Below are 17174 nucleotides of genomic sequence, written 5' to 3'. Positions count from 1 at the left end.
TCATAGCTCCGAAGTTGTGGAGGGTGTTGAGCTGGAGGGCATTTTTCCAAGGGTGCCCATCTCGACTGGCGTCTTCGTGAAAAACACCGATATTTCCTCAGAGTCCAATCGTTTGAACAATCGTTCTGCCTCATCTTCCGTGATGGCCAAGCGAATCTCCGTGGGTTGATCCGCCAGCTCAAAAAAGTGCGATGAATGCAGTTTTCCTGTGTGCCCAAACCCTTCGATTCCGGTGCAGAGCGTGGCGCCTCGCAACCCCATTTCTTTAGCCACGTCGACGATCCATTCGCCTAGCATCTTTCCCTGATAACGACGGTTTTGTTGGGTGAAGAAAACGACCATATAGCCTTTCATTTCTATCTCGTCAGCGAGTACCAATCATTTGGTAGGACAGAAGCCCCGCAGCGGTCATCGCTAACGAGCCTGCAACGTGCAACGAAATTGAGCCAAGCGCCCAGACCAGTCTGCCTTCCTGAATCAAGGCAACCGTTTCGGCTGAAAATGTAGAGAAGGTGGTAAGCCCACCACAGAAACCCGTGATGATCAGGAGACGCCACTCTGGACTGAGGGTAGGAGAAGCGGCCAAGAAGGCGATGGCCAGGCCGATGATGTAGCCCCCAACCATGTTCGCGACCACAGTACCTGGGGGAATCGTAGGAAACAGAGCATTCAGTTTCATGCCCAATATCCAGCGCAACCAGGCTCCAAGTGAAGCGCCAACGGCGATGACCATTAAAGACTTCAGCATGGCGAGCCCACCTCATCAGACCTGAGTGGACTAACTGGTAAGCGGCTCGCGCCGAAAGAAAAAGGAAACTCGGAGGATAAGATCATAGCCTGTCCTAAAATGGAGGACAGGGAGACGCACCTACGCACCCTGTCCAGGGTTCACGTAGGCATCATCAGCACGAAGGCGGTTAAAGGAGGAATGCCATCTCCTGATCTGATCCTATAGCATCAGCGCCAATGGTATCAATAGGCATCAAGAGCAGCTGCATGCAAGCGATCTGAAGGCCCTTTTGGCTAGGCAAGATGTTTGATTGTTGGCGCTGATTGAAAACTGACCCATCCTGCCGATTGAAAATTGACCCAGGGAGGATTGCTGATTTTTGTCCCAGCAATTGTGGATAGGAAGGTGAGTTGGCCGGACGGTTACAAATGATCGACATGGCCAATGTATCTGCTACTGGACGCGGTTGTAGGCGATCAAAATTCGCATTTGGTGAATCGAAACTCATAAATGTTAGCGTTTTCGCCTGTTTTAAAGCATTTTTTATAGGTTTTCGAGGATTTTTGAGTGAAAACTCAGATTGACAAATAGGCAATTTATTTACCGTTCGTCGGCAATGTCCATTTTATTTTCACCCCCCCCTCTTGAAAATTTTTAAGCGAGACGGAGTTCTTATATTTGAGAGCAAGATAAAAGCGGCAGTGGCCCAGGCACCGCTTTTCTCACAGGATTTCGCCGGCTTTTACATCTGATATTTACGGCTTCTAGATCACACGGTTTTGAGGACTGAAGGTGAATTTGAGGTTGGAATGGGTGGGCCGGGGGCCAAGGAGAAATCGCTTTACTTTGCAGCCGCAGGCTGCTGCTTACGCTTTGACGTCAAACCAATAGGGCTTTTTTGCTGGGATCAGTCCGTCTGAAATTCCACCCGTCTCGTACAACAGGCGTCTGCAAACGTCCGCCCCCGTCATATTTCTAACGAAATGCATTTGCTGACCCTTGTACGCACTTTGAAAATTCGAGCCTGTAAACCAAATTTTTACACTGTAAACTCCTGTGATTAACACGTTAAAAAATTGGTTTACAGGGTGCACCTGAATTCTGGCCGCGCTTGGGTGCTATGTTGCCAATTTATGGATAATGCGAGCCCGACATCGGATCCTATGACCCCACTGTCTGATGGTCAGCTCTGGTCTCTTGCCTGCGAAGCCTATGGGGATGATCTCCCTGTAATCCTTCGATCGCTTTTAAGCGCCTACGAGCGTCGTCCTGGGCTGAATAATCCTATCCGTGTTCACAGGTCGGTCATCGGCGTTGATGGCTTTACTGCGCTTCGAGAGGCCCTTGTTACACAGCGCTCCAATGGTTTCCATCAGCTCGACGGTTGCTTGGAAATCCGTGAACCTTTGGCTTGGCATCTCGTACGCCATCTGCAGCAGAAGCTGATCATCGATGGGCATGCCCCTGCTTCAATCCGCGACCAGCGTTTTGCGGCAGACCTGGGGCTTTGACCTTGTCCAGTTGAGACACCTACGGATTCCGGACTTGCAGAGGCTTGCAGCGGACGAGCTCATTTGTGATAGCCCAAGCGCTGAGGTTTACGGGTATAGCTTGAAGTCGCTGCCCTCATGCCACTGGCTAGGATCGATATCAGTGATTTCTAGCCCGTAGGTGCGCAGGAGCCAGCGTGTTTGCTCGCCGTATTCACTTCCAGGCTCACTGCGGCCATGCAGCGCAATGCGATTGTTTACCAAGGCGATATCACCTGGCTGCAGAGGAACAGCGATTGCGCAGTCAGCACATGCGTGTTTCAGAGCGTCCATTGCCTCCTGCGCGGACTTGTGGCCGATGTCAGCAATCTGCGTGGTGCTGTGGCTGAATCGGATCCACCAGCTTCCATTCATTTGGAAGAGAAGCTGCGCATCATCGACATCAAGTTCGTCGCCCAGGATGTCTACCATCCCATCCTGGAAGGTCAGTTGCGAACCAATGATGTACTGGGGCTTCTGGAGTTCGTCGATATGCTCTTGGCTCAAGTGCGCCATGAGGTGGTCAAGAGGCATAACCGTAGTCGGAACTTGCTTCGGGTTGCGCAGTGCCGACAAGCACACAAAGTCTGGAGAGGGTGCAATGCGTTCATTCAGGGGGTCGCGGTATCCCCGCAACGGGAAGGTCACTCCATCGGTGTGCCCACTCATCTTGTCCGCCGATTTGACTGTGAATTTACCTCGGCCAGGCGGGAACACCACCAGGTTCACGAACAGATCGCCTCCGTTCTCGGAGCCATAGGAAACCGTGGCGGAATTGATAGCCGCAAGGCACGCGATCGCAGTGACTCGGGCAATGACCGTGCCTTCTGCTTCAGGCACCGGGCAAAAATCAATAGGGGTATCGGGTAGGTCATCTGGCCGGAAGATACCCTCCAGCGTCAGGCAAGGCTGTGCCCATGCAAAGGCTTGCACCTCTGCACAGCTGCTCCCCCGGCTATTGAGCTCGCGTTCGATCGCAGGCTGCAGCTCACGCCCCAGATCGCCGGGGCGCGCCAGGTACTCAAGCACTTGCTCGTAGGTCACGTTCGCTCGCCATTCGCTGACTGCGACACGCACTGCTTCTGTAAAGATTGCCTGGATCAATTGTGTCCCTACACGCGCGAGTGATATAAAAGTGATGTATGTCAGCGTGATTATCACGCACGATCTCACCAGCGACCAAATCCGTCTATGAAAATGCCCAAGCTTCAGCCTGCCGATTATCTCCAAGGGTGCGCTAGTTTCCTAGCCTGCCTTAAGCCATTCATGCACTTGCGGGAGACCTCCCAGGGCATTGAGTGTGAGATGACACTGGCTAATGGCCAGCCTGTAGTGGTCACCGGCAAGGACGAACCGCACCTGCTGCTTGGCTTGATGTCCGTACTCGTCGAACTGATTCCTCAAGTTCCAGCCGACGAACGGTTAGCGATGCCACCTGTCTCACGCACAGTGCCTGCGGATAAGCAGACTTTGGAGGCGACCATGCAACCTACCGCTACTACCAAAATCACCGATGAACGAACACAAGCTGCCCGCTTGCAAATTGGTTTAACTACCAAGGTCTCGCTTCATGAGTTGGTAAGACGCGTAGCAAAACGCCGTGGGGTATCGCTGTCGATCGCTGCGCGAGATCTGGTGCAGGACGGGCTGACCCGGTTCGATAAAGAATCAAGGACAGTAGACCCTTCGGAGCTGCTGACTGATTACGAGCGCACTGCCAATGATTACGCAGGTGCCGATTCGGAGAGTTGGATCATCCGGGCTGACAGGCGTCTGGTGATGAGAACGCGCTTACGCGCAGGTGAATATGAGCGCTCGTTGTCATCATTCACCAACTTCCTTCTCGCCAACGCTTTGAGCCATTGCCCTCACGCTGCTGCTGTGCGTGAGGCAACGACTAATTCGATTACCCGTGATGAGGTTGTCGTAGAGGCTATCAAGGCGATCGAGCAGGTCAGTGGGGTAAAAGCCCGTGCTCTCGCTCCTCAGATCGATCTAGGTGAGCAACGCGGCCTGACCAACATGATCCTTGGTGGTTCTGTACTGGCGCCTGCGCGAGTCCTGGCGAAGCTGGCTGTCGTTTTGAAGAAGCCTTTGGATGTTGTGTCGGTAGCCTTGGAGCGTCGGTTCGCCACCCAATGCGTTCCAGCTTTCAAAGCGACTGATGGAAAACCCACCGTGCAAGCGGAACGCAAGGCGTGGAGTGTCGCAGTCAAAGAGCTTCAGCTGCCGGCTGAGGAACAAGAGCGTCTCCTGAACCTAGAGGGCTAAGTGTGAATCCATTCGACCGGGCACGTCGGCAAGCATTCGAAACCCGAGAAGCCCTGGTCGGATTGGCCGCTTCTCTAGGTGGCGTCAGCTCCTCTGGGCTCTTGGCTCATGTTGAGGACACGCTCGAAATCGCGATTGAGCGCTTACCTTTCGGGCACCCAGAGTTGGGTGGCGGCAGCGGGGTGCTCAAGCGAGAAATTCAAACCATCTACATCCGCAACGATGTGTCTCCAGGAGAAACGGCCTATCTCATCGCCCATGAGTTGGGTCACTGGTACCTCGACGGCGATCGCCCTGCACAGACGGTCGCTCATCTGACCAGCATGACGGATTCCTATGGGAGTCAGGCTACGGTGGCGGTGGAAGCATACGGTGCTCGTGAGCGCTTGGAGCTTCAAGCAAACGTGTTTGCTCGTGAGCTTCTGCTACCCCGTGGTGTCGCAAGCCAACTGTTCCATAGCGGTACTGGTGCCACGGTCATCGCGGCCACTCTGGAGGTACCGCTGGAGATCGTTCGTCTTCAGCTATTCGACGGCATTTTGCTCCCCATATTGCCTCCTGCTCCACCTCCTCCTCTGCCGCTTATGACGCAGGGGCAGCACGATGCTGCTACCGCGTCCGAAACCTTCGTCAACGTTGTTGCCGGGCCGGGTACTGGTAAAACGACGACACTGATCCATCGCATCAAGCACCTGGTCGAGCGCGGTATCCCTCCCAGCCAAATCTTGGTGCTGACCTTCACGAACAAGGCGGCTCATGAATTGGTTGAACGCCTGAAGGTGTCTGGCATCGCCGGAGCCGCCGACGTGTGGGCCGGGACTTTTCATGCATTCGGGCTCGAATTCCTTCGCAAATACCATCAGATTTTCGGCCTGGAGTCCGACGTTCGGCTCGCAGATCCGCTGATGCAAGTTCGCCTGATGGTGAGCACGCTGCCCAAGGTGCGGCTCAAGTATTATCTGAGGCTACAGAACCCGTACGATTGGCTACCTGGCGTTCTGGGCCATATCAAACGACTCAAGGAAGAATGCCTCACAGTTGCCGACTACCGCACGCGCTTGGCTGCACTTCCGCCCTGCGAGCCGGATGTAGCCAATGAGCGCGAAGACATCGCCACCCTGTTTGAAGCGTACGAAACAGCAATGCGAGCTGAGCATTTGGTCGACTACGTTGACCTCATTGCCCTCCCTGCATCCCAGGCCAAGCGGGATAGAACAAGCGTTGCTCAGTACATCGACCATTTCTCGCACGTACTAGTGGACGAGTATCAGGATGTCACCGAGGTGATGGTCGACCTCCTTCGTCAATTGGCGCTGAATGCTCAATCATTCTGGGTCGTCGGTGATGTGCGTCAGGCCATTCACCATTGGCGAGGCGCGTCGATCCGTAGCTTGATGCACTTCGACACCACGTTCTTGAGCACCATTCCAGGAGCAACGGTGCGCCGCTACGCTCTCGACCTGAATCGGCGAAGCACGCCTGAGATCTTGGAGCTATTTTCCTGCGCAGGCATCCATCATGCACTGAATGACCGGATGCCTCTGGAACCAGTCACGGCGTATCGTCCCTCGATCGGGGTCATACCTACCCTGTATGAGTGCGACTCCAAGCCCTCCCAAGCCGTCACCATCGCTCAGCGCATTGATGGGCTGGTGCAGAGGGGTGTCCCGTACAGGGATCAAGTCGTGATCAGCCGCAAATCGGCAAACGTTGAGCAAATTGTTGAAGCGCTTGAAAATCTGAATGTGCCAGTGCTGCACATCGGCGATGTCTGCCAGCGCCCTGAGATAAAGAAGCTGCTGTGCCTGATGGAACTGCTGTGTATGCGACAGCCGCGTTCACTGGTCGGGCTGATCTCTGAGCCAGCGTTTCGAATGCCGCCCCAAGACATTGAGCACCTCATATTCCTGACCCGCAAAGGCGCGGGATTGAGCATGCAGCGAGGCCGTTGGCTATGGCTGCCTACGCCAGGCCTCTCGCCCGCTGGCCAGCAAGCCAAGTCAAATTTGGCGTTGCTGTTGAGAGGGCTCAAGCGGAATTCAAGGCCTTGGGATTTTGTCGCCAAAGTACTGCTCGATCAGCGCTACGGTCTTCCAAACCCTGCTGATCAGACCATTCAGGCCCATACTCAGCGCTTGGCAACATGGCTGTTCGTCTATGCCGTACGCAATGGTGACGGAGATATCCGCCAGGCACGGCTTTCCCAGTTCCTGCTTCGCGAGGAGCTTCGCCGTAGGATTGGAGAAAAACTAGGGGATCGCGGTTTACCGCCTGAAGCGCGAGTCCTGGATGCGGTGAGCGTTATGACCGTGCATTCCAGCAAGGGGCTTGAGTACCCAGCAGTTCACGTCACCGATGTTGACGACGCGTCATACGGCGCCAATCGACCCTATGCATACGATGTGCGGGGGTTGGATCTCATCCCTCCCGAAGTTTTGAACAGCACTGGGTCAGAGTTCATGTTCGAAGAGCGGGTAGAGCGCAATAACCTGCTCTATGTCGCCCTGTCTCGGGCCCGTGATTACCTGTATCTCTATGAGATCAGTGGGTGGCCACGTCCAGTTCCGCTCAATCGCGCTGCTCCCACTAGTCTGGTTAAGCGCTTGGGGGTGAAGGTACCGCCCGCACCCATCATACCGCTGCCGTTGGCTAGCAGCACCGTGGTACCCACTGTGAGCTATGAGGCGTTCCAGGCCTACATGAGCTGTCCCCTCCAGTACCACTATCGCTATGAGCTAGCGCTCACTGCCGAGCAGGAAATCGACGTCTCGATCCGTGCTCGCTGGGCGATTATGGACATGCTGTTGGCCGTGGCGAGGGACGGCACTGACCCCAACACGGCATTCCAAGCTGCATGGGCGTTACGCGGACTTCCAGATAGGGCAGAAGACCCTGGCTTGATGGATGATGCGATTGCCGCCGCCAAGCGTGGGCTGGTGGTGGTTAACAGCGTCGGCGGTGCCGTCGAAGAAGGGATGGTTTCTGAAGTCAACGGTGTGCGCATTGAGCTCCCTTGGATGCTCGTCGATAAAGGGCAGCTGCACTGGATTCGAGCTCAGACGGGGATCCCATACACCCTGAGTCACCTACGGCCCATGATGCTCGATATCAATGGCTCTCGAAGGCCGAGTGCGAAGATCTACTCCATTATCACTGACCAGTACGTGATGGATGGCCCTTCCAAGCAGGCCGCGAGCACGTCCGTATACAAGATGGCTCAACGTTTTGCCGCAGGTGATCGATCCGCCTCCAGAGGTCGGCATTGTGGGCGCTGCGCCTATCTGAGCATCTGTGCCAGTATCCCCTGATCAACCTCAAGGGCTTCTGTGTTTCATCGCCATGGGGCTATCTCTCAGAGACGCGGAAAGCTGTGCGCTGAGATGAGACGGTAGCTTGGCCACCATTACACAAGGATAGTTTTGGGTATGACCTACATTAACTTGCCGAGTAATCAGCAAGCTGCAATCAGCGACGTAGACGAGACAGCGCTTCGGACAGCTGTGCGCAAGTGCCTGGATGAAGAGCGTATGGGGCCGATTCATGGCCTTGGGCTCAGTGACTGTGGCCCTTACGTGGGTACCAAGCTTCACGCATTCCAACAAGCGATCGCTGAGTACGGCAAGGCCAAGGCCCATGCCAAGCGCGAACGCACTCGACAGGATGCGCTGCATGCCGGCAATGACCTCATTCACGCTGTGCAGCAGATGAAGGGTCGGCTTGAAACTGAGCACAAAGAGGGGGAGCTGTTTTTCATTGATGATCAGATCAGGCCGCCTTTCCATCTCAGCAAGCGACTGTCAGTGCAAGTGTCATTCCGCTGGCGAGCGTCACCGTCTTCGGACTGGAAGCACGGGCACCTGACGTTCGTCTACGAATTCTCCCCTCAGCCCAGCTATACCTTGCCGATGCCCAAGCGCAAGCCCAGCGCGGCGGAGGCAGCCAGGGATCTAGAAGACAGTCTTAACCGAGAATGGGAGCGTTTGAAGGCTCAGGCGCTTTTCTCTATGAGAGAGTTCTTCCGCGATGGCGGCGATGGGGATGCGGTGCCAGAGGTGTTCGCGGTGAGGCCTAGTGCCTACGGCGGGGGCCTGAATAACTTCAGCTGTAATTTTTGGCAGCCCGAGAGGCCGGTACCCTGAATTCGAGCAAGCATCAGCCTAGGTTGCTATGGCTGATGTGAGCAATCGCTCGCGTACCAAGTCTGCGTGGGCCGGGGAGCATTAGGAGATTCAAGCCTCAACTGAAGTGGTTTTGCCCCTATTTTGTTGGCATCCGCTTCATCTGAAATAGCCAGCCCTCACTTCCCATCATGGGATTTCACCTTGTATAACGCAGGTCGTGACGCTATAGTGGGTGTGCGGGAAATAAGAGCAGGGCTCCGAGATCATCAGGCGAAATTGGATCTGGAGTGTGGATTGCACGGAGACGCCATCCGTGTGGTAGCGGCATCAGACTTCGGTCTGTTGGCATGTGACCCAACCCCTAGGGGTTAGCTAAGCAAGCGCTGCGACTACCATCCCGCATATCTTCTTCAGTCAAGGGCGCCAAATCTGGCGCCTTTGGCGTTTCTGGGATTTGAAAACCCTCAATCATCCCGACAGCTTTCCCGTTCGGCGTACGGTTGCGATAAGCCGTCACCACGCTGTAATAGAGCTGGTCATCGCCGATAGGCCAAGCTGCTAATACTGCACACCCTTTGCGACCCCGGAGCACGATCAGTCGCTCGTTCCCCTTCATCGAGTCAAACTCACAAACGATGTTTGAGCCATGCACGATGATGTCGGACACAAAACGCGGTACGTCATAGACCGTTGGGTAGCCCCACTTTACTAGGTCATGGCCACGCTCTTGCCAGATGTGGCGTACACCGAAGCCTTTGTGGGGCCCGATGTGCTTGCCCGCCCTGAGGTAGATATCCCCGCCAGGCTGTTGCAATAACTGGCTGGTGACCTTCACCAATCCCCAGGATTCCAGGCCTGTGGAGGGGTGAGCAATATTGAAATCTTCGTGATGGTCGAACTCGACCGGTATCGCCTGAGGCGGCGGCGCCTTGAAACGTGACATGCCAGCAATCCTTAACTACTTGATGGCTCCATTCTCACGTCACGACTGGCCGTGTCAGAACCGCACTTTCCCATTTTACAGAATTTAGTGATGCCGATGGTCATTGGGTTTCTGCGGCGAGTACTCTGGATGGAGAAGCTGAGTCGGGGTGATCCCTAGAATCGTGCAGGTGGCTCGATGACTCAAGGTGTGGGATACCTCAGAGGCCGCCGAGCACTGCTAACACGATAGCCATTAAGGCTTAGGTACTTTGCCGGCTGATTCGCAGGCCTCCATCGTCGAGTCGAGTATGAATTGGCGTGGAGACTTGTTCAGCATGTTGGCCGCTTTGTTGACTTTGTCGGTCTGGTTGACCCCAAAGGTAACCAAAATGGGTTTGCCAGCGATGGCGGGTGGAGCGGATTTGCGGCTCATTTATTTTTCCCCTGTTCCAAAACCTGTTCCGCTTTCTGCAAAGTCGCCTGCTTAATGAGCTTGTTCACGGAAATACGTTTGCCGGTGCATCGCTCCATCAAATCAAGTTGGCGGTTTACCGAATCGGCTTCCTCCTGGGTGAGTGACAGGCGTTGCTGGCGCTTCATCGTGTATTGCTCTGAGTATTCACCGGCAGCGGGGGTAGGCGCTGCTGCCTGTTGTGCTGCAGGATCTGCAGCGATGTGGGGGTTGAATGTCGTCATTCGTGAAGTCCTGTATGTGGGCTTGGCCCAGTTTTTTGCTGAATGGGTGAGCCAGTCCATGGGAGCCTGGCTCATTTGCCCTGCCAGTGCTGCGACACGTTTGCGGCGTAGGCTCGACATCGGCGGGTGAAGCAACCATAATCGTTGCTCATGGGTTTGTCACCTGTTTTGAAAAGTAAACGTTACGAGGCGTGTAAACGTGTCTGAGAGCAAAGTCAAAAAGGCAATCAGCGTCCGATTCGATCCAGTGGAGTACGCGAATTACTCGGCTATGGTCGAAAATGCGGGGGTAGCCGTGAGCGACGGCCTTCGCTACCTGGTGACGGAAAAGCTGCAGCAAGCGGAAGAGGCCGACATGAAGAAATTTCATATCAGCTTCGATTTTCGATGGAAGGAGCGTGACGTTGCTTTTCCTGAGCACGTCGGGAATATGCTGGTGACGGTAACCCCTCCCCGCGAGCTATCGGACGATTTCTTGCAGCGGCTCATTTTTGTCATCCCAGAGTTTTGGGATGACTCAGGGTCGGGATTGAAGGAGATGTTCCGTATCGACTCAGCCTATTTCCACAGAGTCACGGCAGAGCCCCACCATAGAACGAGTGCCAAGGCCTCAAGAAATGTCCTGAGCTTCCATCTCCTCAAAAGCCGATGGAGATCTGCCATATTCGACTATGGCAGCGGGTACAAAGCAGAGGAGCTAGAAGATCGAATTCGCTCAGCGGTTACGTCTCACTTTACCCAGACTATCCGGCTTTACCTTATCGATCATCTTCCAGCGTCTCGGGTACTGCCAGAGGAGCTGTTCAACGAGATGATGAGTTTTCGCGACGAAAACACTCTCGATCAGATGATGGCTTTAGGGTAGATGTCGCTTGGTGTCGCGAGAAGACGTCCCTGGCCAGCTGTGGGTGTGTACCCGTGCCAAGGATGCATCAAGTCTCTCTGGTGTATTGAGCGCCCCTGCAGGAGGCTGCGTGTGGCCGCCACTGATCATAGGACGCCGGCTCCAGCTAATTTCAGCTGTTACGCAGCCAGGTATCAATCTTGTGGTGTAGCGACTGGAGAATTGCATTCCACTTGGCCGCCCGTTTGCAAGAGACTTGACCGGCGAACTGCATGCCCTCGACCGGCTGGAGTCGACCAATAGCTGCCCTCGGCTGGGGGCAGCTAACGGCCGATTCTGTTGAAAAAGTCGGTCTGCCCAAACTGCCTGATCATTGACTGGTGAGAACGCCTTTTTTGCACGCAGCTACGTGAAATCCGAGTCCGGAAGCCCCTGCCAAAAGTAAAGATTTCAATCTCGGACGCGTACTTTTCTGATGCGCAAACCATGGCCGACTTTTTCAACAGAATCGGCCAAAAGCGGCCCTCCAGCTTTAGAAATCTAAAGCGCATGAAAGAAGCATTTCTGTCGCTGACAACATTGTGCAGCTCCTAAAGCCCTTATTTGCGCACGACCACTCCTCCTACAGTCGGACTCACCAATATCCGTGTTTCGATGCGCGGCTTCCCAAGCGCCAAGATCTTGATTAATGTAATCGTCATTACAAACTATATAGCTAACTCTACATGAATAATTGGCTGGCTCTGATTCTTGGCTTACCCACTGCCAATGCCACCGAACGCATGCGCGCCTGGCGTGCATTGAAAGCTTCTGGTGCTGCGGTTCTGCGCGATGGCGCGTATCTGCTGCCAGACACTGGCGTCTGCCGTGAAGCACTGACGTCTGTCGAGCGCGATATCCTCGCCATCAATGGCACGGCCTACGTTCTGCCGATCGTCGACCCTAGAGGTGAGCGCTTCGTCGAGTTGTTCGACCGTAGCGATGACTACGGTAGGCTTGGTGCGGAGATAGAAGAGTGCCGTGGACAGCTGAATTCTGAAAATGCCCTGGCGACGACCAAACAAATTCGTAAGCTGCGCAAAGCCCACGATCAACTGGTCAGCATCGATTACTTTCCAGGCAAGCCCAAGCAGCAAGTTGATTCGGCGTTGCAGGAGCTAGAGACGGCGGTCAGTAGAGCCCTGTCGCCGGATGAGCCACACAGCAGCAACCAACCAATAACGGCACTCAATCTCAGCGATTATCAGGGCCGTATCTGGGCGACCCGTAACCGTCCCTGGGTCGACCGGCTCGCCTGTGCCTGGTTAATCCGCCGCTTCATCGACCCGCAAGCTCAGATCGTCTGGCTGAAGACTCCACAGGACTGCCCAGTCGACGCCTTAGGGTTTGATTTTGATGATGCAACCTTCAGCCATGTTGGTAACCGCGTCACCTTTGAAACCCTACAGGCCAGTTTTCAAATCCAGATACAAGGTCTAGGTCGCATTGCTGCACTTGTGCATTACCTCGATATCGGGGGCATTCAACCCGTGGAGGCTGCCGGCATCGAACGTGTACTGGCAGGGCTGCGAGAAACCATTACCGACGACGACCAACTGCTGGCTGCCGCGTGTGCCATTTTCGACGGTCTGCTCGCCGGTTTTGTGAAAGAGGAGCAGCCCAATGAGTAAAGTTATTGCACCAGAGATTGAAGCGGATCCGTCGAGGCCTGAAGAAATTAGTCTGCGTGAGGCGTTCTGGTTCTGGTTGAAGCTCGGTTTCATTAGCTTCGGCGGGCCTGCGGGCCAGATCTCGATCATGCATCAGGAGTTGGTGGAGCGGCGACGCTGGATTTCAGAACGCAGATTTCTGCATGCCCTCAATTACTGCATGTTGTTGCCAGGGCCCGAGGCTCAGCAACTGGCGACTTACATTGGTTGGCTGATGCATCGAACGTGGGGAGGCGTGATCGCCGGCACGCTGTTTGTGCTGCCCTCACTATTCATCCTGATCGCGCTGTCGTGGATGTACATCGCGTTCGGCGAAGTACCCGTGGTAGCCGGACTCTTCTACGGCATCAAGCCCGCCGTGACGGCCATCGTGGTGCAGGCGGCACATAGGATCGGCTCTCGGGCATTGAAGAATAATTGGCTGTGGGCGATAGCGGCGGCTTCATTTACTGCGATCTTTGCATTCAATGTTCCGTTCCCGCTGATCGTCTTAGGGGCAGCATTGATTGGCTATTTCGGCGGGCGACTGGCACCTGAGAAGTTCAGAGCCGGTGGCCATAGCGCCGCCAAAAAATCCTTCGGCCCGGCCTTAATCGATGACGACACGCCGTCCCCGGAACATGCCCGCTTCAGCTGGTTGAAATTGGCCTCACTCGCACTGATTGGTGCCGTGCTATGGGCTTTGCCGATGGGTGTTTTGACCGCGCTCTTTGGGTGGGAAGGAACCCTGACCCAGATGAGCTGGTTCTTTACCAAAGCTGCATTGCTGACCTTTGGCGGTGCTTATGCCGTACTGCCGTATGTCTATCAAGGCGCAGTCGGTCACTATGGCTGGTTAACCCCGACACAGATGATCGACGGCCTTGCGCTGGGGGAAACCACGCCTGGGCCGCTGATCATGGTGGTGGCTTTCGTCGGCTTCGTCGGGGCCTATGTCTCGCAAGTGTTCGGGGCTGATCAGCTGTTTCTGGCCGGAGCTGTCGCAGCTGCCCTGGTGACCTGGTTCACCTTTTTGCCCTCGTTCCTGTTCATCCTTGCGGGTGGCCCTCTGGTTGAGTCGACCCACAACGAACTCAAGTTCACTGCACCGCTTACCGCCATCACCGCCGCCGTAGTTGGGGTGATCCTCAATCTGGCGTGCTTCTTCGGGTATCACGTGCTTTGGCCGAAAGGCTTCAGCGGCAACCTCGACTGGCCCTCTGCAGTAATCGCCATCGCAGCGGCAATAGCATTGTTCCGCTTCAAGCGCGGCGTCATTCAGGTACTGATGGCCTGTGCGCTCGCTGGTCTGGCAGTACATCTGCTGCGCTAGCTATCACGAGCGGATTAAACAGCGTCCGTCAGACACCCAGGCCCCTTCAGATCTGAAGTGACCAGCTCACACCAATGCCCAGCCTGACGCTGGGCTTTTGCCATTTAATGGCAGTGGTAGTCGTTGGTTTTATGGTTGCGATGGCAACCTTTTGAATCAGTACCGCCGCTGTGCGCGAAGGCAGCAACGGACGTAATCGAAAGTAAAGCGGCGATCAAAATGGCGGACAGTTTCATCAGGGCTTGCTCCTTGCTCATATTTTATATCCGTGAGAGGTCTCACGCCCGGCAGCGTATGGCTAAGTGCCTTCACTGAGCAAGCTACTTCTCCGGGGACTCGATCAAAGGTCGAATGCTTATTTCTTGAGCTACTTCTGGCTCTGGTTTAGGATGAATTCATATCCCCCTAGGGGGGATACAAAATCATCTGAAAACGAGAACTCGTAGTTCTTCTATCTTCGGGAAATCTCAGTGACTAGATAGGCGCACGCGTTTCCTTTTGAGATTTCTCATGCTGAAAATCCTAGCCAACCGAACCTATCGCCATCTTTTCCTGGCTCAAGTGATTGCACTCGTAGGGACTGGCCTTGCCACCGTCGCGCTCGGTTTACTGGCGTTCGATCTAGCAGGCGCCCAAGCAGGTGCCGTTCTCGGCACGGCGTTGGCGATCAAAATGACCGCCTACATTGGCGTTGCGCCCATTGCAGCGGCTTTTGCAGAGCGCCTGCCTCGCCGAGCCATGCTGGTCTCTCTGGATCTGGTGCGGGCCGTGGTCGCGCTGGCTCTCCCGTTTGTGACTGAGGTTTGGCAAATCTACGTACTGATTTTCGTCCTTCAGTCCGCATCGGCAGCGTTCACTCCAACGTTCCAAGCGACCATTCCAGACATCCTGCCGGATGAAGACGACTACACGCGTGCGCTGTCGTTATCGCGCCTGGCCTACGATCTCGAAAGCGTCGCGAGCCCGATGCTCGCTGCCGCGCTCCTGACGGTGATCAGCTTCCACAACCTTTTCGCCGGCACGGTCATCGGCTTCCTCGCTTCTGCCGCCCTAGTCGCCACGGTGTTGTTGCCAAAGGCGAAGCAAGTACCACGACGCAGCATCTATGAACGAACCACCCGTGGCATGCGCATATTCCTAGCGACGCCCCGCCTGCGAGGGCTGCTGGCTCTCAACCTGACGGTAGCGGCTGCCAGTGCAATGGTCATCGTCAACACCGTGGTTCTGGTTCAGTCGCGCTTCGCTCTGCCCCAAAGCTCAACGGCATTGGCGCTGGCTGCGTTTGGTGGTGGTTCCATGATCTCGGCCCTGGTCTTGCCTCGCCTGCTGAAAAACATCAAAGACCGAACGGCCATGTTGTTTGGCGGAGGAATACTGGTCGTAGGCTTGGCCGTCGGCATCAACCTGACCACCTACAACTTCCTGCTGCCGTTGTGGATGGTGCTCGGGGTGGGCTATTCGCTGGCCCAGACTCCGAGCGGTCGCCTGTTGCGTCGCTCGGCACATGCCGAAGATCGCCCGGCGTTGTTTGCCGCCCAATTTGCGCTGTCCCATGCTTGCTGGTTGATTACTTATCCACTGGCGGGATGGCTGGGAGCCAACATCAGCCTCACGGCGTCGTTTGTTGGCCTCGCCGTGGTGGCAGGCAGTGCACTACTGGTCAGCATCGTGATCTGGCGCCCAGCTCATGATCAGGAGTCGATCAAACACACCCATGAGAATCTGCCGGGCGATCACGCGCACATCGACGGCCAGGACGGTGTGGATCACGAACACCCATACGTGATCGATGATCAGCATCGCCGATGGCCCAATAGGTGATCGCGAATTCCTAAGATTTGCTAAAGCTGGTGACCGGTATTCAGCCAAGCAACCGTAGCGCTTGCAAAGCGGCAAGGTGGCCCGGATAGAACCAATATCCCCATTGCCGCACCGGCCAGACCTTGAAGGTGAAGGTCTGACGCAGTAGCCAGAGTCCGATCAGCGGCGCCGCGAACGCGGTGCTCAAAGCCACCAATGAATAGACCTCCAAGTCCAGCGCCTTGGTTACGATGCTACTTCGCGTATTGCTCATCAAGCATAGAGCCGCAGGCAGCAGCCAAAGAACACCAGGGCCTTTGATTGCTATTAAGACAGCCGCTGGAACAAGCGCACCGTAGAAGCCGTACATCAGTGGATCATCCAGCACGTAGGCAATCGCGGCGGCCAATAACGCCATAGCACTGCTCAACAGGGTGCGATGCTGCCATCCCCAGGCAATCACCAGTCCCAATGCCAGCGTCACCAACACGTTGAATGACCCCGAAGAACTGATGTAGCGATACGGCACTTCTGAAATGGCGGCGAACACCAGCATCAAGGCAAGGTATCGACCATTCGCCGCCGTCAACAACTCGCCCCGTTTGGAGCGCGCCACGTTGGCCGCAATGGCGACACAGAACAACGGAAAGGAAAGTCTCCCCGGAATGAACAGGTTGCTCAACTCCGGCCACACCAACCGCAAGTGATCGATAACCATGGTCAACATCGCTAGCCACTTGATCAGATCCAGGCTATTGCTTCGGCTCTTGAGTGGGGAAAGCGGGACAGTAGGCATCGTCATGCCCACCCCAGCGTGACGGCGGTCAGCACGAGATAACGCAGGCCCTTGGCCAGGGTGACAATCAGCAGGAAACTCCAGAGTGGCTCGCGCATGACTCCGGCGACGACTGTCAGCGGGTCGCCAATGATGGGCACCCAGCTCAACAACAGTGACCAGCGCCCGTAGCGCAGATACGACTGCTGGGCCTTTTCTAACTTGCTCTCGCTCACGGGGAACCAGCGCTTGTGGCGGAATCGCTCAACGGAACGGCCCAGAAGCCAGTTCAGAGCGGAGCCAAGCACGTTGCCAACAGTGGCGACTGCCAATAGCGAAGAAACAACGTACCGGTCGGAGAGCAACATCCCGACCAGCACGGCTTCAGACTGCATCGGCAATAACGTCGCGGCACCGAATGCCGCCACGAACAGACCAATGTAGCTCGTGAGTTCAAACACGA

Annotated in this window: 17 protein-coding genes and 1 riboswitch; of the genes, 8 read left to right on the top strand and 9 right to left on the bottom strand. The window is 55.5% G+C overall.

The features are described from left to right. Both HXW87_RS01555 and crcB read right to left on the bottom strand, forming a co-directional pair. Positions 1–354 carry a DUF190 domain-containing protein gene (locus HXW87_RS01555; protein ID WP_020191805.1) on the bottom strand — a complete coding sequence of 118 codons (354 nt, stop codon included), beginning with the start codon at positions 352–354 and terminating at the stop codon, positions 1–3. A gap of 10 nt (positions 355–364) precedes the next feature. Beyond that, a complete protein-coding gene (crcB, locus tag HXW87_RS01550) occupies positions 365–748 on the bottom strand; it encodes a fluoride efflux transporter CrcB (RefSeq protein ID WP_017337059.1) in 384 nt (127 codons plus the stop codon). 138 nt (positions 749–886) lie between these two features. Next, a riboswitch (Fluoride riboswitch) is annotated at positions 887–948 on the bottom strand. 945 nt (positions 949–1893) lie between these two features. Here crcB and HXW87_RS01545 point away from each other — a divergent pair. After that, complete coding sequence (locus tag HXW87_RS01545; RefSeq protein ID WP_143129414.1) at positions 1894–2241, top strand: hypothetical protein; 348 nt, start codon at positions 1894–1896, stop codon at positions 2239–2241. An 87-nt stretch (positions 2242–2328) separates the two neighbouring features. Here HXW87_RS01545 and HXW87_RS01540 read toward each other — a convergent pair whose 3' ends face one another. After that, complete coding sequence (locus HXW87_RS01540) at positions 2329–3303, bottom strand: TauD/TfdA family dioxygenase (RefSeq protein WP_235378434.1); 975 nt, start codon at positions 3301–3303, stop codon at positions 2329–2331. A 261-nt stretch (positions 3304–3564) separates the two neighbouring features. On the opposite strand from HXW87_RS01540, the gene HXW87_RS01535 reads away from it, so the two are divergent. The 3 genes from HXW87_RS01535 (at position 3565) to HXW87_RS01525 (ending at position 8669) form a co-directional block, all read left to right on the top strand. Next, positions 3565–4530, top strand: a complete 966-nt coding sequence (locus HXW87_RS01535; RefSeq protein ID WP_096144210.1) for a hypothetical protein — start codon at positions 3565–3567, stop codon at positions 4528–4530. A gap of 2 nt (positions 4531–4532) precedes the next feature. Beyond that, entirely contained in the window at positions 4533–7838 is a 3306-nt protein-coding gene (locus HXW87_RS01530) for a UvrD-helicase domain-containing protein (RefSeq protein WP_042561606.1), read from the top strand. 117 nt (positions 7839–7955) lie between these two features. Beyond that, a complete protein-coding gene (locus HXW87_RS01525) occupies positions 7956–8669 on the top strand; it encodes a hypothetical protein (protein ID WP_042561605.1) in 714 nt (237 codons plus the stop codon). A 343-nt stretch (positions 8670–9012) separates the two neighbouring features. Here the strand turns inward: HXW87_RS01525 and HXW87_RS01520 are convergent, their stop codons facing one another. From HXW87_RS01520 to HXW87_RS01510, 3 genes are all read right to left on the bottom strand, one after another. After that, positions 9013–9594 (bottom strand): hypothetical protein, encoded by a 582-nt coding sequence (locus HXW87_RS01520; RefSeq protein WP_052491577.1) that lies wholly within the window; start codon positions 9592–9594, stop codon positions 9013–9015. A 234-nt stretch (positions 9595–9828) separates the two neighbouring features. Continuing rightward, the gene (locus HXW87_RS01515) at positions 9829–10008 is read right to left on the bottom strand and encodes a hypothetical protein (protein WP_042561604.1); all 180 of its coding nucleotides are present in this window, start codon (positions 10006–10008) and stop codon (positions 9829–9831) included. Then, entirely contained in the window at positions 10005–10271 is a 267-nt protein-coding gene (locus HXW87_RS01510) for a hypothetical protein (RefSeq protein WP_042561603.1), read from the bottom strand. The genes HXW87_RS01515 and HXW87_RS01510 overlap by 4 nt, the downstream gene beginning before the upstream one ends. Positions 10272–10470: 199 nt before the next feature. On the opposite strand from HXW87_RS01510, the gene HXW87_RS01505 reads away from it, so the two are divergent. From HXW87_RS01505 to chrA, 3 genes are all read left to right on the top strand, one after another. Further along, positions 10471–11136 (top strand): hypothetical protein, encoded by a 666-nt coding sequence (locus tag HXW87_RS01505; RefSeq protein ID WP_052491576.1) that lies wholly within the window; start codon positions 10471–10473, stop codon positions 11134–11136. 704 nt (positions 11137–11840) lie between these two features. Then, entirely contained in the window at positions 11841–12785 is a 945-nt protein-coding gene (locus tag HXW87_RS01500) for a chromate resistance protein ChrB domain-containing protein (protein WP_042561601.1), read from the top strand. After that, the gene (gene chrA, locus HXW87_RS01495; protein ID WP_042561600.1) at positions 12778–14136 is read left to right on the top strand and encodes a chromate efflux transporter; all 1359 of its coding nucleotides are present in this window, start codon (positions 12778–12780) and stop codon (positions 14134–14136) included. Before HXW87_RS01500 ends, chrA begins: the two co-directional genes overlap by 8 nt. A gap of 104 nt (positions 14137–14240) precedes the next feature. Here the strand turns inward: chrA and HXW87_RS01490 are convergent, their stop codons facing one another. Further along, complete coding sequence (locus HXW87_RS01490) at positions 14241–14393, bottom strand: YHYH domain-containing protein (RefSeq protein ID WP_223656464.1); 153 nt, start codon at positions 14391–14393, stop codon at positions 14241–14243. A 253-nt stretch (positions 14394–14646) separates the two neighbouring features. Here HXW87_RS01490 and HXW87_RS01485 point away from each other — a divergent pair, with 253 nt between their 5' ends. Beyond that, positions 14647–15957 (top strand): MFS transporter, encoded by a 1311-nt coding sequence (locus tag HXW87_RS01485; protein WP_042561599.1) that lies wholly within the window; start codon positions 14647–14649, stop codon positions 15955–15957. Positions 15958–15997: 40 nt separating this feature from the next. Here the strand turns inward: HXW87_RS01485 and HXW87_RS01480 are convergent, their stop codons facing one another. Together HXW87_RS01480 and HXW87_RS01475 are read right to left on the bottom strand one after the other, a co-directional pair. Further along, on the bottom strand, positions 15998–16738 hold the full coding sequence (locus HXW87_RS01480) for a TraX family protein (RefSeq protein WP_080896070.1): 741 nt from the start codon (positions 16736–16738) through the stop codon (positions 15998–16000). Further along, the gene (locus HXW87_RS01475) at positions 16735–17172 is read right to left on the bottom strand and encodes a YqaA family protein (protein WP_042561598.1); all 438 of its coding nucleotides are present in this window, start codon (positions 17170–17172) and stop codon (positions 16735–16737) included. Before HXW87_RS01475 ends, HXW87_RS01480 begins: the two co-directional genes overlap by 4 nt. Positions 17173–17174: the final 2 nt, after the last annotated feature.

It is taken from the genome of Pseudomonas sp. Y5-11, from assembly GCF_022368695.1.
Taxonomy (GTDB): Bacteria; Pseudomonadota; Gammaproteobacteria; order Pseudomonadales; family Pseudomonadaceae; genus Aquipseudomonas; species Aquipseudomonas parakoreensis.
Note: the sequence above shows the minus strand (reverse complement) of the source record. Positions and strands in the feature narration are given on the sequence as shown.

What these genes read in the sequence shown, in the direction of transcription:
- HXW87_RS01555 (WP_020191805.1), bottom strand. Translation starts at nt 354, where the DNA reads ATGAAAGGCTATATGGTCGTTTTCTTCACCCAACAAAACCGTCGTTAT.
- crcB (WP_017337059.1), bottom strand. Translation starts at nt 748, where the DNA reads ATGCTGAAGTCTTTAATGGTCATCGCCGTTGGCGCTTCACTTGGAGCC.
- HXW87_RS01545 (WP_143129414.1), top strand. Translation starts at nt 1,894, where the DNA reads ATGACCCCACTGTCTGATGGTCAGCTCTGGTCTCTTGCCTGCGAAGCC.
- HXW87_RS01535 (WP_096144210.1), top strand. Translation starts at nt 3,565, where the DNA reads ATGACACTGGCTAATGGCCAGCCTGTAGTGGTCACCGGCAAGGACGAA.
- HXW87_RS01525 (WP_042561605.1), top strand. Translation starts at nt 7,956, where the DNA reads ATGACCTACATTAACTTGCCGAGTAATCAGCAAGCTGCAATCAGCGAC.
- HXW87_RS01520 (WP_052491577.1), bottom strand. Translation starts at nt 9,594, where the DNA reads ATGTCACGTTTCAAGGCGCCGCCGCCTCAGGCGATACCGGTCGAGTTC.
- HXW87_RS01515 (WP_042561604.1), bottom strand. Translation starts at nt 10,008, where the DNA reads ATGAGCCGCAAATCCGCTCCACCCGCCATCGCTGGCAAACCCATTTTG.
- HXW87_RS01510 (WP_042561603.1), bottom strand. Translation starts at nt 10,271, where the DNA reads ATGACGACATTCAACCCCCACATCGCTGCAGATCCTGCAGCACAACAG.
- HXW87_RS01500 (WP_042561601.1), top strand. Translation starts at nt 11,841, where the DNA reads ATGAATAATTGGCTGGCTCTGATTCTTGGCTTACCCACTGCCAATGCC.
- chrA (WP_042561600.1), top strand. Translation starts at nt 12,778, where the DNA reads ATGAGTAAAGTTATTGCACCAGAGATTGAAGCGGATCCGTCGAGGCCT.
- HXW87_RS01490 (WP_223656464.1), bottom strand. Translation starts at nt 14,393, where the DNA reads ATGAGCAAGGAGCAAGCCCTGATGAAACTGTCCGCCATTTTGATCGCC.
- HXW87_RS01485 (WP_042561599.1), top strand. Translation starts at nt 14,647, where the DNA reads ATGCTGAAAATCCTAGCCAACCGAACCTATCGCCATCTTTTCCTGGCT.
- HXW87_RS01480 (WP_080896070.1), bottom strand. Translation starts at nt 16,738, where the DNA reads ATGACGATGCCTACTGTCCCGCTTTCCCCACTCAAGAGCCGAAGCAAT.